Origin of the sequence: Rhizosphaericola mali, assembly GCF_004337365.2 — a bacterium.
Classification (GTDB): domain Bacteria; phylum Bacteroidota; class Bacteroidia; order Chitinophagales; family Chitinophagaceae; genus Rhizosphaericola; species Rhizosphaericola mali.
On the sequence record NZ_CP044016.1, the window covers coordinates 1872723 to 1889143 of the forward strand.

Annotated in this window: 12 protein-coding genes; 5 read left to right on the forward strand and 7 right to left on the reverse strand. The window is 34.8% G+C overall.

The window, feature by feature from the left end; all coding sequences use genetic code 11:
• Positions 1-5: 5 nt before the first annotated feature.
• From E0W69_RS08095 to E0W69_RS08125, 7 genes are all read right to left on the reverse strand, one after another.
• The gene (locus tag E0W69_RS08095; RefSeq protein ID WP_131329566.1) at positions 6-2786 is read right to left on the reverse strand and encodes an alpha-d-galacturonidase; all 2781 of its coding nucleotides are present in this window, start codon (positions 2784-2786) and stop codon (positions 6-8) included.
• Positions 2787-2819: 33 nt separating this feature from the next.
• Positions 2820-4208 carry an FGGY-family carbohydrate kinase gene (locus E0W69_RS08100; RefSeq protein WP_191968007.1) on the reverse strand — a complete coding sequence of 463 codons (1389 nt, stop codon included), beginning with the start codon at positions 4206-4208 and terminating at the stop codon, positions 2820-2822.
• Between the two features lie 42 nt (positions 4209-4250).
• Complete coding sequence (locus tag E0W69_RS08105) at positions 4251-5525, reverse strand: TIM barrel protein (RefSeq protein WP_131329570.1); 1275 nt, start codon at positions 5523-5525, stop codon at positions 4251-4253.
• Between the two features lie 45 nt (positions 5526-5570).
• Positions 5571-7679, reverse strand: a complete 2109-nt coding sequence (locus E0W69_RS08110) for a bifunctional aldolase/short-chain dehydrogenase (protein ID WP_131329572.1) — start codon at positions 7677-7679, stop codon at positions 5571-5573.
• 30 nt (positions 7680-7709) lie between these two features.
• Complete coding sequence (gene rhaT / locus E0W69_RS08115; protein ID WP_131329574.1) at positions 7710-8765, reverse strand: L-rhamnose/proton symporter RhaT; 1056 nt, start codon at positions 8763-8765, stop codon at positions 7710-7712.
• A gap of 1161 nt (positions 8766-9926) precedes the next feature.
• Positions 9927-11471 (reverse strand): glycoside hydrolase family 76 protein, encoded by a 1545-nt coding sequence (locus tag E0W69_RS08120; RefSeq protein ID WP_131329576.1) that lies wholly within the window; start codon positions 11469-11471, stop codon positions 9927-9929.
• 33 nt (positions 11472-11504) lie between these two features.
• Positions 11505-12830: a LamG-like jellyroll fold domain-containing protein gene (locus tag E0W69_RS08125; protein ID WP_131329578.1), complete on the reverse strand. Its 1326-nt coding sequence runs from the start codon at positions 12828-12830 to the stop codon at positions 11505-11507.
• A 233-nt stretch (positions 12831-13063) separates the two neighbouring features.
• Between E0W69_RS08125 and E0W69_RS08130 the strand changes: the two genes are divergently transcribed.
• The 5 genes from E0W69_RS08130 (at position 13064) to E0W69_RS08150 (ending at position 16348) form a co-directional block, all read left to right on the forward strand.
• On the forward strand, positions 13064-13591 hold the full coding sequence (locus E0W69_RS08130; protein ID WP_225321449.1) for a PPC domain-containing DNA-binding protein: 528 nt from the start codon (positions 13064-13066) through the stop codon (positions 13589-13591).
• A gap of 46 nt (positions 13592-13637) precedes the next feature.
• Positions 13638-14177, forward strand: coding sequence for a type 1 glutamine amidotransferase domain-containing protein (locus E0W69_RS08135; protein WP_131329580.1), 540 nt, complete (start codon positions 13638-13640; stop codon positions 14175-14177).
• 12 nt (positions 14178-14189) lie between these two features.
• The gene (locus E0W69_RS08140; RefSeq protein ID WP_131329581.1) at positions 14190-15020 is read left to right on the forward strand and encodes an aldo/keto reductase; all 831 of its coding nucleotides are present in this window, start codon (positions 14190-14192) and stop codon (positions 15018-15020) included.
• A gap of 40 nt (positions 15021-15060) precedes the next feature.
• On the forward strand, positions 15061-15921 hold the full coding sequence (locus tag E0W69_RS08145) for an SDR family oxidoreductase (protein ID WP_131329582.1): 861 nt from the start codon (positions 15061-15063) through the stop codon (positions 15919-15921).
• 124 nt (positions 15922-16045) lie between these two features.
• Positions 16046-16348, forward strand: coding sequence for a GlcG/HbpS family heme-binding protein (locus tag E0W69_RS08150; protein WP_225321490.1), 303 nt, complete (start codon positions 16046-16048; stop codon positions 16346-16348).
• Positions 16349-16421 lie beyond the last annotated feature (73 nt).

Consider the following 16421-nt stretch of genomic DNA (forward strand, 5'->3'; position numbering starts at 1 on the left):
CTTATTTATTCAAAAAGCCAGTCAATTTCTTTTGAAATTCCTTTTTCAGAAATACCAGCGTCGTACTTGACAATTTCTTGATTACCATTTACAAATCCAAGAATTAAAGCGGCTCCTTTACTTAATTTCAGTGTATTTTCTCCTGCTGGAAAACTATATACATGAACATTTACGTTGGGAAAATCTTTCAAATACAATGCATTGGCAATCGCCGTTTCGGCTTGTCCATAATTATTGGCGCTAGCATCTGTTTCCAATTCGGGAGCTTTACTCAACAAAGAATCTTTTTTGTTGAAAAACCCTACCAATATTTTTACTGGTTGATCACTTTGAAAACTTATTGAAGTTCCCCTTTTTATCTGGCTCTGATTTGATAATTGAAGCCCTTTTACCCCTTTCAGTTCTTTTGCATAAGTTACGATATTCGTTGTCAAGTCCGAGAAAGGATTTGCATTACTGGAGCCGACAATGTACCAATTGTCTTTTTGATTTAGTAGTTTAACACTTGCATTTTGCAACGCTACAACTTTTGCGACTGACTTAGCACTATTATTTTTAAGAGAATTTATAGCTTTTTTAAAATGGTTCAACTCCGCTTCAAATGGCACAAGCACTTCTTTCCATGTTTTGAATGTAGCATCGACACCTCTTATTGGAATCTTACGTTGTTTGGTCTGCATACTATTAGCATACAAATAAGTATTTTTTGTTAAGTCAACCAATTGTTTATAGTAAGCAACGCTCTTTTCTAAATAAGGAAGTGCAGCTTCTAAGTCCTTAATATTGTTAGAATACTTATATCGTAAAACCAAAATTGCAGCTTCTGCTTTTGTTGCATAGTGCTTTGCCAAGGCTTGATAACAATACATATCATTACGAACGCGTTCAAATTCGTCTTTATCCTTCGTGATATATGGCTGTGCTTTATCAACAAATGCCACTGCCGCATCACCCTCTTCTACAACTTCTTTTATAATTTGTTTGGGCGTTTCTCCAATATGAGGTTGACCTTTCCAGTCCTTCTCTGCGTACTCAATTATTTTTTCACCTTCTGGACTTTCAGAATCATAAAGCAAATCAAACAAACCATACCTATAAGGATTGATAAGTTGCGTCATCAACATTCCCAACGTCAAGGTTTGTCTATTACCATCCGTGATTCCAAAACGGCGTAATAGTTTGGGGGCAATTTCTCCAGAGGCCTCGTAAGCCATTAAAATATTTTCACCTTGTTGTACATCACAACCAAATTTGGACGCCAACAACCCACCCCAATATCTAACTTCATCACTACGCTTACGGTTATCGTTCCAAGCGTAACGGCTCCATTGTTTGTACCAAAGCCAATCACGATCTATCTGCAACAATCTTTTTCCATCTGCATTGTCAGCACTATAAGGCCAATCCCAATAAGACGCTTGCGGATAAATATGAATACCATTTGCACCATAAATGCGATGCATTCCTTGTACACTTTTTTGGATAAAATCATCGGAAGCATATCTAAAAGGTTCCAGATTTGCTAAAATGTGTACATTTTCGATCTGTACTGTTCCAATAGTACTTAGGGTACGATGTAACTCTGCCCAACAACCTCTTGGCTCGTAAGTCGTCAAAGCTTCGCCATTAAATTTTGCCATTGTATATAAATTAGGATACAATGGCATAGCAGCCTTCATAACAGAAGGCGCATCTGTGTCATGTGCTCGCAAAATAATTGGTGGCACTTCGTCAGTTCCCAATTGGGCTAAACCATCTTTTACACCAGGAATAATAGTTTTAGTAAACCAATCAATATCATCTTGTCCAACACCTTCCATCGCTTCACCTAGAGTCACACATAGTCCAACATGTGGATATTTAGCCACGAATGCAGCAATGGATTTTTGTGTATAGTCGGCTATTATTGGAATAATAGGGCGATTTCTGTCTTGCGTCGTTAGATTATGCTTTTCTGCAAATGGTTTGGGTATAAGAATATTGTAAAAAGCCTGTATAATCCAAATACCTCTCTTATCTGCTTCTTCTGTTAGAAACTTAAATATTTCTTCATTTTTGGCAAAAGTAGCATCGTCTACCTCCAAAGCATAAGGATAATCTTTTAGCTTAACCAAAGATGAAAATGGATGTCCATTCCAAAGAAACAAAGCATTCATCCGATTTTCAGCCAGCGAATCCAATACTTTTGTCCAAAGTTTTTTATCATAAAACCAAGGAAAAGTTTGTTCTGTATATGGATATTCGTAAACATCTCTTCCCGGTAAATATGTGGCTTTTTGTAATCCAATACAAGCCGCTCTCATAACCATTTTTGGATGATCAGCAAAGGAGATACGGGTAGGAAGTTTTTTGTTTAATTTAAGACTATCAACTATGGCTAAACTTCCGTAAAAAATGCCAGAAGTATCCACACCATCAAGAAGGTAAATATTTTCTCTATTCTTTATAGCAAAACCTTCCTTATATGTGGTCGTATCAAGACTTAAATTATATTTTTCTTTCGTAGTATTGGACAAGTTGGTGCCTTGAGCTGCCAATACTAAAGTTATATTTTTCTTATTTAGTTTGCTTCCTTCGACTAGGATTGTCGGTTTGTAGCCACAATTACGCAATTCATTTGATAAAAGTTCAGCTGCAAACTTAATTCTTGGATGTGTATTAGTTGGGATCACAATAGAAACATCAGATGTTTTCCATTCACTATTTGACTGTCCAAAAATATTCTGAAAAACAAATAACAATAGTGCAAAAACAAAAATAGATCGTATTGTAGATTTAGAAAACATAAACTAATGCTTTGATGAATAATAGCAACTTATTTAAACAATAGAGTTGTATACAGAAGAATATTCTTCCAACTTAACCATTCCTTCCTCTATAGATAAATCATTCCAATGATTATGTATAACAAGGGCGGCACCGATAGAAGTCGATTGCGGAACTTCTGCTGCAAAGACTTTTTTATCTTTCAATAGATAAGCCATGGCTTTCATAAAAACAACATTATGCCCAAAGCCCCCATCAATAAAAATCTGTTTAATTTCGTTATCTGGATCGGCAGATTTAACTGAATTTACTTGCACATTTACCAATTCAAATATCAATTGAAAATAGGCATGTTTATAATCAGAAAATTGACTTAATTCAACAGAAGAATAAGGAAATTTTTCCAACAAAAAATCATCTTTTGATTTATAGTTTAAATCCCACGGTTTTATAGTCGAAAAAAGAGCAAAATCTAAATCTAAAGAATGAATATGTTCTTTATCCGTATGAAAATAGCTCAAAATCCGATTAAGTTCTTTTTCGTAAATGCTACCTAAAAAAACGCGCGAAGCTTTTACAGGTTTACCCAAGTAATTCATGTAACAAAGGCTACCAGTTTTTAACTCCTCTTGAGTTAAAGGACTATTATTAAAAGGATTTAGCGTTATACTCCATGTACCTGTTGACACAAGGAGAAATGGATCTTTAATCGATTTTAAGTATGGAACTAAAGCAGCCGAACTATCATGTATGCCAATTCCAACCAGTAAATAAGCATCATCAAATTTAACTTTCTCAACGGTGTCATTTGCTACTACTGGCGCCAATTTTTTAGAAATACCAAGAGGCGTCAACCAATCATGATAATTGTTCTTTCGAAAATTCCACAAACTCGTATGACAACCGATACTCGTAATATCAGAATACTTTTTTCCTGTTAATAGGAAACTAAAATACTGTGGAAAATGCAATGTGGTTATAGTCTTAGAAAAAATTTCTTTTCGTTGGTGACAGATTCGAAATAGTTGTAGTCCAGAATTAAGATTCCCTTGAATTGGGCAACAGGTTTCTAGTTCGAATTGCGTTTGCTCCTTTTCATTGGAGAACATTTTTTCTAATAGTCCATCTGGATAAGGTTTCAAATAGTTGAACATATCTACCACTGGTCTTCCATCCACACCAATATGAACTAAACTAGCGCCATAAGTAGAAAAATTAATCGCCCGAATGTCGTATTTGCCCGAATCTATTAGTTCGCGTAAAGTTTTGAACAAAAATTCCTCGATAGCAGATAAATCTTCACATTCATAGCCATCTTCATCAATTTTTTGAGCAAAAGTCAATTTTTGTTGATAAACAATTTGGTATTGCTTATCAAACAAAAACAACTTTTTATTCGTTTTACCAACGTCCAATATGGCGACAACTTCTATCTTACTCACAATCTTTATTCTTGTTCAACTATATTTCAATATTTTATACAACTATAATCCAGTAGCTACAGAGTGTAGTCCGCGTTCTTTGACCAATTCGTTCCTAATATCCAAACTATTAAAGGCTTTGATTGGACTAAGTGCAGCACCAGATCTCAATCTTGCTTCTGCCAACAACGGGCGAACATCTGTACGATAAGCATCTTGGATAATGTCTTGTGCTAAGGCTACTTTATTATTGTTTTGTGCACCCGTTAATGCATTTTGATCAATAATCAATGCTTGTGCATAAGCCAATTTTATAGCTTCCACAGACTGCAACAAATCTTCGATAGGATCTTTCACATTATGTGAAGCGTCAATCATCCAACCGATATCCGTCGCATGACGTTTTCCTTTATGATCCAAACCTTCCACTAATTCATGGAAAATCAAGAACAATTGATACGGATTGATACTGCCAGCAGTCAAATCATCATCTGAATATTTGGAATCATTAAAATGAAAACCCGCCAATTTATCTTCCATCAACAGCAAAGAAACTATCTGTTCAATATTGGCTCCAGGCAAATGATGCCCAAGATCAACTAAAGTTACCGCTTTCGGTCCTAGTTTGGATGCGAGCAAATAAGATTGTCCCCAATCCGCAATAGTTGTAGAATAAAAATGTGGTTCAAAACATTTATACTCAATATAAAATTTCCAATCATCCGGCAAAGCTTTATAAATTTCTTGCAAACTTTCTAGTGTACGTTCGAATGCACCACGGAAATTCAACTCACCGGGAAAATCAGAGCCATCAGACAACCAAAGACTTAATGCTTTAGAACCTAGTTTATCACCATGCTGAATCACTTCGATATTATGTTCAATCGCCTTTTGACGAATATCTTTATTTACATGATGTAAGGAGCCAAATTTATAACTAAAATCTTGGCCTTTTTGATCCTGAAATGTATTAGAATTAACGGCATCGAAATGCAATCCTAGGTCTGATGCTTTCGCACGTAAAGCATCATAGTCTTGCGGAATATCCCAAGGAATATGCAAAGAAATAGAGTTGCAAGATTTAGTCAAATCATTTAACAAAGCCACATCTTCTAGTTTCTCTTCAATATTCCTAGGTTCCCCGGTTCCTGCAAATCGTCCAAAACGCGTACCGCCAGTACCCAAAGCCCAACTTGGAATAGCTATTTGAAAATCTACCAATTTGCTAATTACCTCCTCAAAATTGGGAATGGAATCTTTCAAAACCTGAATCTTATTTTGGTGTAAAGTCAAGCCATCCGAATTAAGCGAATCTATTTTCTGCTTATCTAAAATCATATAACAAGTTTTTAATCGTCGTATTAAAGGTACAAAATACAATATTTATCTTACAAAACCCATCGCAACACCACCATCTACATTTAAAATATTTCCTGTAGACTTTTCCAACAAACCATTTAGGAAAGAAAAACAAGCATTGGCAATGTCTTCCGGCAAAATCATTTCTTTCAACAAGGTTCTGTTGGCATAGTATTGCGGTAATTCTTCCACTGTAATTCCATAGGCTTTGGCACGACCTTCAGCCCAACCACCGGCCCAGATATTAGAGTTGACAATCACCGCATCAGGATTAACAGAATTTACACGAATCTTGTCACTACCCAATTCTGCAGCTAATAATCTTGAAAGATGTGCTTGCGCAGCTTTTGCTGAGCCATAGCCTACATTATTTGGTCCAGCAACTATAGAATTTTTTGAAACGATATTAATGATATCGCCTCCGATGTTTTGTTTTCTTAGTATAGCAACGGCGCATTTAGAAACAATAAATTGGCCTTTGGGCATGATATTGTATAGTATATCCCAATCTTCAATCGTATGCTCTGCAATAGGTTTGGAAATACTTAGTCCGGCATTATTGACTATAATATCCATACCACCGTATTTTAAAGCCGCATATTCAAATGCTTTAGCGATAGAGTTCGCATCTGTAACGTCCATCAACACTTGATCAACTTGGTCTTTGGAAGAAATTTTGACTAATTCCACTTGCGTTTCATCCAAACGCTGTTGATTGATATCATTCAATACGATACAAGCACCTTCTAGTAAGAGTTTCTTTGCAATTGCAGCACCGATACCGCCACCACTACCTGTAACCAAAGCAATCTTTCCAGACAACGCTTTTGGCTGAGGCATTCTTTGTAGTTTAGCTTCCTCTAACAACCAATATTCAATATTGAACGCTTCTTGTCTAGGCAATGCCGTATAGTCAGATATAGCTTCCGATCCACGCATTACATTAATAGCATTGACAAAAAATTCAGAAGCAACTCTAGCGGTTTGTTTATCTTTTGCAAAAGTAAACATTCCAATACCAGGGTAAATAATAACGACTGGATTGGCATCACGCATCGCCGGACTATTGTCATGTTTGCATGTATTGTAATAGTCTGCATACATATTTCTATAGTCAACAAATTGCGCTTCTATTTTTTGCAAAGTATTTTTATAGTCAGAAAAATCTTCATTAGGTGCCAAATCCAAAATCAATGGTTGAATTTTGGTACGCAAAAAGTGATCTGGACAACTTGTTCCAAGCGGCGCTAATTTTTCCAAATCGTTGGAATTTATAAATTCCAATACACGATCTGAATCCGTAAAATGACCGATCATTCTTGTTTTTTCCGAGCATAGTCCACGCAATAAGGGAGCTACATTAGCCGCTTGTTTTTTTCTACTTTCAGCAGTTTCTGCTACAATTTTTGCGCCACCGAAAACCGAACCATTTTTCTGTACACTTTCTTCTATAAACTCAGAGCATTTTTCAATAACATCTAAAGTATTCACATAGGATTCATAAGCGGTATTTCCCCAGGTAAATAAACCATGAGACCCCAACATAATCCCTTTAATATTGGGACTTTCATCTAAACATTGTTTTAGTTTCAATCCAAGATCGAAACCAGGTCTTTGCCATTCTACCCAACCAATTTCTCCATTAAATAATTCTTGCGTAATCTTATTGCCATCTTTTGCAGCGGCTATTGCAATGGCCGCATCAGGATGCAAATGATCAATATGTTTGAATGGTAAAAATCCATGCAAAGGCGTATCAATAGAAGGAGCTTTGGACCCCAAATCAAAAATACAATGATTGAATAGTTGTACCATTTCGTCTTCGTACTCAATACCACGATAAACATTGGTCAAACTTCTCAATTTATCTACATATAGAGCGGCCAAACCTTTTTTTGTCAACGTACCTATATCACCACCAGAACCTTTAATCCACATAACATCCACAGGATTACCAGTCAGAGGATCTTTCTCTACGGTCTTGCAAGAAGTGTTACCTCCTCCATAGTTAGTAATCCTTAAATCAGCGCCCAAAATATTAGAACGATAGATCAACAAAGCTACTTCATCTCCTTCTAGTTCGGCCGCTTTTTGATCATCCCATAGATAGTTTACATACTTGTAAGTCTTCATAATTTTGTATTGATTAATTTTGTTTTATAGTTAGGCTTGTGTATTTCCCAAACCTACAAATACGATTGATATTAAGATAACTGCGATACCTGTACCTATAGTCCACTGTGTTTTTTTGGAAGTACCTTTCCACTCTTTCAAAATCACACCCCAGAAATTGGAAATCAATATGATAAATGACATGTGTAAAATCCAGGAACTTGGACCATTTCCTAGTTTGCTCTCTCCCATTCCGTAGAAGAAAAATTGCAAAAACCACATCGTCCCAGCAATAGCTGAAAAAAGCCAATTGCTTACTTGTGGAACGCCATTTTTCCCAAAATCACTAAATGATTTGTTTTTCAACGCAAGGCCAATACACCAGATAAAGTTGGTCGTCAAACCACCCCAAAGCAATACGACATAACTAACATTATTTTGAAAAAGAGGATTGCATCCTAGTTCGACTGCTTTTTCGGCAAGTGGCTTTCCCGTTTCTATTCCGAAATTGAAACAAGCGCTCAATACGCCAGAAACAATCGCTGCAGTAAGACCTTTTTTAATATTGAACTCTTGTACAGAAGCTTGCTTTTGGTCATCGGCCATTTCCTTTTCTTTCAAAATACCGGCACGACCACAGATAATGATTCCCAATACACAAATAGCAATCCCAATGAGAATCGTAATACCTCCACTTTTATGAAAAATATCCGAAATACTTTCTTTGCCTTCCATTGGGTTAAATTGAAAGAAAATTGCTGGCAGCAAAGCACCGAAGACGGAACAAAAACCTAACATCACAGAATTACCTAAGGACATACCTAAATACCTGACACCCAATCCATAAGTCAATCCTCCAATACCCCACAAAATCCCAAATCCATATGTTCTAAGCAAGACGGCCATCTCTCCATTGGCAATAATCTCAGCGAAATTGGGTATTGTCAAATAAGCGGCCAAAGGCGGTACAATCAACCAAGAAAACAAGCCGCCCACCATCCAATATATCTCCCAATGCCAATCTTTTACTTTTTTGAATGGTAGGTAAAAACTACCAGAAGCAAATCCTCCAATCCAATGAAATATAACACCAAGCAATGCATTCATATAGCTCCAGTTAAATACTAACTAATAATCGTTTGTGTAAAAATACATCCGATAAATGAGCGAACTATCATGCACTATCATGTTCCATCTTATTTTTTAATTCATTACATTCTATATTTAGTAATCATAGTATATTTTACTAATTTCCATTAAATTCATAGATGGATAACTTCTATTGGATTATATTAGTTAAACACGATTTACAATTATTTCAAAACTATTTGTTAGAGAAAGAATACACTTATTCACTTTTAACACAAAAAATTAAAATCTTTTTCAACAATATGAAAAAAATATATATTTTACCATTGACTCACGATAAATATTTCGCCATCATGAAAAAAAAATTACAATAATTAAAAATATCTCAAAAACACTTTGGCTTTCAACATCTAAAGTATTTAGAGCACTAAGAGATAGATGTGAAAATAGTGAGGAAACTATAAAAAAGTTGTTCTTGAATAAGCCAAAAAATAAATATTAAACCAAATCCAATTGCATTATCATTAAAAGAGCAAAGAACTTATACAATTGGTATAGTTGTAAGCGAAATTAAAAATAATTTTTATTCTCAGGTCATCAATTGAGTAGATTAAATCGTCTACCAAAAAGGCTATCAAGTCATAATTTCTTAAACCTATGAGTCCTTCGAATTAGGAAAAATGATCATTATCAATTTTGACACGAGGACCGCGGATGTTTTACTTATAGCCTCATCAGAAAATACAACAAATCTTGACAATTTATAAAATTTGAAAGAAGCTGATCTTCCAATTGTTTTTTTGATCGAGTTAAATGTCAAATAAATACACACAAAGTAGTTGTAAATAATTTTAAAAGTTCATGTAATTTAACAGAAATCCTAATAAAAAAAGAAGGAAAAAGATTACCCACATTACAAACTCTCCACATTTCTCCAATACAATTGAGCGCTTAAATGGATACAAATCTGCACTAGAAAAAAAATGGAATTGAGTATAATGACAATTTAGTTAAATATTACTATGATACAGGCAGTTTTGCAACAGATTTACAACAAGTAATAGAAGAAATATAAGAAACTGATTGCGATGGTTTATTTTACACATTTTATGGAATAGTGTCTATTCTAGTGGTAAGACAATACGCTCTCCTTCAATAATGGAAAGCACTTTATTTATACTATAGTCCCTCGGCTCTCAAATCCCCCAACCTAGCAAGCATTTCTACACATGCACCTTCATGGAGAATCTCCCAACTGGTTTGAGTTGTACCTCCTCTAAAATCATAGTTTAATAAATTTGTTTCTTTATTTCTACAATTGGACAACCAAGCATTATTTAATAACTTTTCATATGCATCTACATACTTTCTATTTTTATCTATTTTATAAAGTTCAATTAATCCTCTAAGCAATATTGCACGAAACCATACATGTCCATCTGGATCGATTGTATTAAATCCCGTTCCCAAAGTATATGACTGAAAATAACTCCCCCATTGTCCAAAAATAGAAGATGCGACATCCTGAGCATCTTTTAGATAAGTATTATCCCCTGTGATATTATATAATAAAGCTGCTGCTTGAATTGCTTGTCCTGAATTATAGGTATATTTGGTTTTACCAATATTGACAACTCTATTGCCATTGCCATCCAATCCATAGCTCATATTATCCCAATATAAATAATCCGTAGGGTCTTGTAATTTTGTTTTTACCCATTTGTAAATGTCTTTTGCACTTTGTAAATAAGCCCCATCCCCTGTTTGTTGATACAACTTTGTAGCTAATACGACTGCTGGGGCATTAGAGCATGTCATTTTACCATTATCGTTTTCCTTCCAATACACACCTCCTCCTAGGACGGTATCCGTACCAGAGCGAACAAAATTCCATACTAGTTTTGCATGATCCAAATATTTAACGTCCTTAGTTAGTTCATATAAATCAGCCATATCAATCCCTATCCAAATATTATCATCATAAAATCTTTCGTTTCCATTCTCTGGATATACTGCATACGCCTCCACGGTATTGGATTCTCGTTGTCCTTTGGTTGTCCTAAATTTATCAATAGAAGTCAAAAGTCGATTATCCAAAGTAGACGCAATTTTAGATTTATAATTTGGGTATCTTTCAGATGTTTCTTTTAAAGCAGCATAACCTGAAAAAGCTCCACCTTGTCCCCAGACAACAGCAGCCCCATCCCAATAACCGCCACCTTGAGGATACGTACTAGTCCAAATATCTCTAGGCTTTCCCTCTAAATATAATTTAACTAAGGAGCTCATTAAAGTATCGGCTCTTTTAAGATATAAAGGGATTGAATCTCCATTAGAATTGAAAGAAATACTTATGGGATTGGCTCTTTGTCCTGATTTTCCTATTGCGACAGCAGTAAAAATATATTCGCCAGCATATGGAAGAGAAATAGTGAGTTTTTGACTATCTCCAGCAATAGCATCCTCTAAGATTGGATTTGGCATAGAAAATCCTATATCATTTATTGGTTGATAAGATATTTCAACTTTATACAACTCTTTAGAATTTGGATTATTCCAAGTGAGATTTATTTTAGTTATAGTATCAGAACTGCTAGCTTTTAAATTAGAAATAGTGGCAAAGGAATCACTTGAAGTGGTAATACCATTATCCGTATTATTTTTCCTACAAGAAATGATAGAAATAAATATTAAACTGAAAAATAGAAATAGTGAAAATTTCATAAAATAAGTTTTTGAATTTTGGCGTAATAAAAATTATTGAGGACATCCCTTCTGTATAAATGAAGTCGCAGGAACTACTACACTCCCATAATTACCACCCTCAATTTTAGAAAAATGTAAAGCCGTAGAGTATTTACTATTATTAATATCTTCCAAATAATAAGTAGATATTCCAGCTGAAAAATTCCAGTTGGCAATCAGCCCATTGTTATCTGAGATTTGAAATTTGCACATATCTTCTTTTAATTGATTTGCATTACGTATTACTTTCCAAACCCTAGCCATAGAAACAGCTCCTTGCATAGCCCTAAAGTCTTGTCCAGCAGCTCTTCCTATTTCAAATCGATTACCATCTCCACTTGATGCAATATTTACAAAACGATGAGACGTATCCTGGCGATTAACAATAAGTTTATCTTCTTTTCCATCAATATAAAATCTATATTTATCTACTACGTTGGCCTGATTTCCATCCACAGTTAAAGCCAAATGTATCCATTGATTTAATGGAATAGATGAGGAGGTTTCTAACATAATCCCATCATTAAGCCCCGCTATTTCTAGTGGATGTGTCGGTTTATAATCATCATACTTACCCCTAATTATTAAATTATTTTCTAATCCCATAATTGTTTGTAGTCCTCGGTAACCAGTTAATTTACAGGTTATTTCAAAGGTGACCTGCTTGCAATTCGTATAGTCTGGATCGACAACAGCAATATCTTTAAAATTTGCATATCCAAAATAGGCGCTTGCAAAATCAAAACTATAATCCTTGCCATTAACGTAGATTGGGATCGATACCCTTTGAGCGGATCCATCTTTTAATTCAATATTAGAATTCCCATTTTGTTTTGCAATAACGATAATAGTAGAATCATTTATCCACTTTGTTTTTATAATAGAAGAATCAACAATATTTAGGCTATAAGGCTTATTGCCGCTTAAAATTTGAATAGTGTCACATCCTTGCTGATAGTCGATATGTACGCTATCTTTATTTAAAATGAATGCCTGCTCATTTTTAACGATAACATTTAGATATAGTTTCGCACCATTTTTATCTGTTATTAAAATAAAAGTTTGTCCATAATGCATACTTTTAGCGGCTTTTAAGACTACACTATCATTTTTTATATCTGCTGATACAATAGTATCATTCGATGATTTAGCGGAGTAGCCGCCACCTCCGCCTTGTATTTTTATTGAAAATACTGCATTTGGTCTTAAGATTATTTCTGAATTTTCTACGGCAAGCTTTTGTATGGACGATGTTTCATTTTCTTTTTTACAAGCAAAGAATAGAATTTGAAAAAACAGGACAGCTAAGCTAAAAAAACGTAAGTTTTGTGTTGGCATAAATTTTCATTTGGCTATGAATACAAATTTCAATTACTCATTATATAGTCAAACAAAATATGCAATTCCGCTATTTGTAAAATAAAAACAAGTTAAAATTTCTTAAATATTAGCAGACTATTTCACGATATTATATGATCAATAATTACACATTAAAGTTTTATTATCAAAAAATTATGTCAACAATTCATTACCATTTTTTGTAATATAATCAAACAATCAAATTACGATCTATGAAAACATTGCAAAAAGCTATTTTCTTGCTATCCATCTTGATCATTTTTAAATCAAACATTATGAAAGCACAAGTAATTAATGGCACCTTATGGAAAGCCAAAAAAGTGGACAACACTTATATATTGAGTATTAATGACAAAGCGAATTTGTTGGATGCTTTCGCTGATTTTGTCACGGTTAACAAGATACCCGCGGGATCAATTATTGGTTTGGCTGCGATAAATGAAGCAACACTTCGCTTTTTTGATCCAACAACTAAAAAGTACATTGATAAAACTTTTAAGGAGCAAATGGAAATGTCGAATCTAACTGGGAATATATCGACCAAAGATGGCAAACCTTATTTACATATTCATGTCACTTTGGGAAGAAGAGATTACAGTGCATTGGCAGGACATTTGCAGGATGCAAAAATTAGAGGCGCAGGCGAATTTATAGTTACACCTATCAATAGCGACGTAGAGCGTACTTTTTCAGATGAAGTAGGACTTAATTTCTATGATTTTGAAAAATCGGCAAATTAATATTAGATTATTTGACCTGAATCATTAACCTAAAAACATTTTAATTATGAGCCAATTAAATGAAAAAAAAGTAGCCATCTTAAGTGAAAACGGTTTTGAAGAAGTGGAATTAACTAGCCCTAAACAAGCTTTAGAAGCCGCAGGCGTAAAAGTAGATGTAATTTCTCCGCAAGAAAAAACCATCAAAGCATGGGATGTCGATAAATGGGGGAAAGACTATAATGTCGACATTCCGCTAGATAAAGCCGATGCAAGTCAATACAATGCACTTCTATTGCCAGGAGGCGTTTTAAATCCTGATAGTTTGCGAATTAATGACAAAGCTTTAGCTTTTATCAAAAAATTTGAGGACGAAGGTAAAATCATCGCTTCCATCTGTCATGGCCCTTGGACTTTAGCGGAAACAGGTTATTTAAAAGGTAGGAAAGTTACCTCATTTAAGTCCATCAGTACCGATCTAAAAAATGCAGGTGCCGATTGGTCTGATCAAGAGGTTGTCATTGATAACAATTTGATAACAAGTAGATTTCCGGATGATTTACCCGCATTTAACAAAGCATTCATTGCAGCATTAGAAGCGAAATAAATTTTGGAAAAAATGAAGAAAATAACAATTGCAGGACAACATATCTTGGCTTTGGGGCAGGGCACTTGGAATATGGGTGACCATTACGATACAAGAAGATCGGAAATGGACGCCTTGCGTTTCGGCGTAGATAATGGCTTGACCTTGATTGATACCGCTGAAATGTATGGCAACGGCCGTTCTGAATCCTTGGTTGGAGAGGCTATCAAAGACATTAGAAATCAAGTAGTTCTTGTTTCTAAAGTAATACCATCTAATGCTTCTCTAACTGGAACTATCAAGGCATGCGAACAAAGTTTAAAACGTTTGCAAACAGATTATTTGGATTTATATCTACTGCATTGGCAAGGCATATACCCTTTTGAAGAAACTATAGAAGCATTTGAAATACTCGCAAAAGATGGCAAAATAAAATTTTGGGGAGTAAGCAACCTTGATATTTCTGAAATGCAATACATTCAAACTATAAAAAATGGGCATCATTGCAACACCGATCAAGTTTTGTATAATTTAACCAGAAGAGGTATCGAGTATGATTTATTGCCTTGGTGTCAGAAGAATGCCTTGCCTATTATGGCTTATTCTCCTATTGAACAAAATCGTTTATTGGAAGAAAAAGTTGTGGTGGCAATAGCCAATAAGCATCAAGCGACTCCTGCGCAGATTGCGTTGGCATGGATATTACAAAATGAAGATGTCATCCCGATACCAAAGGCATCAACTATAGCGCATGTACAAGAAAACTTAGGTTGTTTTGACATTCAACTTTCTGAAGAAGACAATATATTACTAAACAACATCTTCCCTTCTCCCAATAGCAAACAAGGCCTTGAAATGATTTAAAAAATCTATAAAACAATCCAGAATACTAAAAAATAAAACTATGAAAAATAAAAAAGAAACCATACTGATTACTGGAGCTGGAAGTGGATTTGGAAAAGAAACGGCGTTTAGAATGGTAAAGAAAAATTATCATGTCATTGCTGCAGTAGAAACGCCATCTCAAATTTTTCCTTTAAAGGAAATTGCAAAGAAAGAAAAACTAGATATTCAATTTGAAAAATTGGATCTAACCAACACGGGTGACAGAGAGCGAGCGGCCAACTGGGACGTTGATATACTGTTGAATAATGGCGCCATAAGCGAAGGTGGTGCTGTCATCGATTTACCAGAATATATTTTACGTCAGCAATTTGAAGTAAATGTTTTTGGCACCATATTATTAACTCAGATTGTCGCTCGCAATATGGTAAAGAAGAAAAAAGGCTTTATCGTATTCATGTCCTCTGTGGCAGGTATTACCACCGATCCTTTTGCGGGTGCTTATTCTTCTACTAAACATGCTATCGAAGCTTTTGCTGAAGCCTTCAATAAAGAACTAAAAGAATTTGGCATCAAAATAGCAACAATCAATCCTGGCCCTATCTATACTGGATTTAACGACCGTATGTTCGAAGGACCATTACATTGGTATGAAGAAGATCTTGAAAATGCCATTTTCGATTATAAAAAAATAGCCTTTCCACACGAACAATACATTCCTGAACACGTATTCGACAAAACCGAAAAAGTTTTATCTGGAGAGTTAAAAACATACAGAAATGTAGTTCCTGACGATATTGTGGAAGATACTAAAAAGCAAATGGACGAAGTTTGGACGAGAATGCAAAACAGCAAAGCACAAAGAGATCCTTTGGTACAAAAAGCCTACGACATAAAACCAGAAACTAAAAATGGTAAATAATGTTTGAAATAAAATCATTAGATCTTCTTGCAGATGCACAACAATTGATTTCTTTGGCATTAGAAAAAGCGAAAGAAATCAAATCGCCGAGTAATATAGCAATTGTTGACCCAATGGTTATCTCATTAGTCACGTCAGAATGGATGGTGCACAACTACCAAGTATTGAGCATGCTATACATAAAGCAAAGACAAGTGCACTATTTAAAAAATCAACCATAGAACTCCAAAAAGACAGTGAGCCTGGTGGCTCACTGTTTGGACTTAATAATACTTTGGACAATACGGTTATTGTATTTGCAGGTGGAGAACCCATTAAATTAAAGCATATTGTAGTTGGTGCAATTGGAATTAGTGGAGGAACAGCGGAGCAAGATCAGGCAGTAGCTTCATTCGCGGTAGAAAAATATAATTATAACGTAAAATAGTAATGAATTTAAAAGTTGTAAAACCTTACTAAAATACAATTTATATCGAACTATTTTCTAGTCTCAATGTAAA

What these genes read in the sequence shown, in the direction of transcription:
- E0W69_RS08095 (WP_131329566.1), bottom strand. Translation starts at nt 2,786, where the DNA reads ATGTTTTCTAAATCTACAATACGATCTATTTTTGTTTTTGCACTATTG.
- E0W69_RS08105 (WP_131329570.1), bottom strand. Translation starts at nt 5,525, where the DNA reads ATGATTTTAGATAAGCAGAAAATAGATTCGCTTAATTCGGATGGCTTG.
- E0W69_RS08110 (WP_131329572.1), bottom strand. Translation starts at nt 7,679, where the DNA reads ATGAAGACTTACAAGTATGTAAACTATCTATGGGATGATCAAAAAGCG.
- rhaT (WP_131329574.1), bottom strand. Translation starts at nt 8,765, where the DNA reads ATGAATGCATTGCTTGGTGTTATATTTCATTGGATTGGAGGATTTGCT.
- E0W69_RS08120 (WP_131329576.1), bottom strand. Translation starts at nt 11,471, where the DNA reads ATGAAATTTTCACTATTTCTATTTTTCAGTTTAATATTTATTTCTATC.
- E0W69_RS08125 (WP_131329578.1), bottom strand. Translation starts at nt 12,830, where the DNA reads ATGCCAACACAAAACTTACGTTTTTTTAGCTTAGCTGTCCTGTTTTTT.
- E0W69_RS08130 (WP_225321449.1), top strand. Translation starts at nt 13,064, where the DNA reads ATGAAAACATTGCAAAAAGCTATTTTCTTGCTATCCATCTTGATCATT.
- E0W69_RS08135 (WP_131329580.1), top strand. Translation starts at nt 13,638, where the DNA reads ATGAGCCAATTAAATGAAAAAAAAGTAGCCATCTTAAGTGAAAACGGT.
- E0W69_RS08140 (WP_131329581.1), top strand. Translation starts at nt 14,190, where the DNA reads ATGAAGAAAATAACAATTGCAGGACAACATATCTTGGCTTTGGGGCAG.
- E0W69_RS08145 (WP_131329582.1), top strand. Translation starts at nt 15,061, where the DNA reads ATGAAAAATAAAAAAGAAACCATACTGATTACTGGAGCTGGAAGTGGA.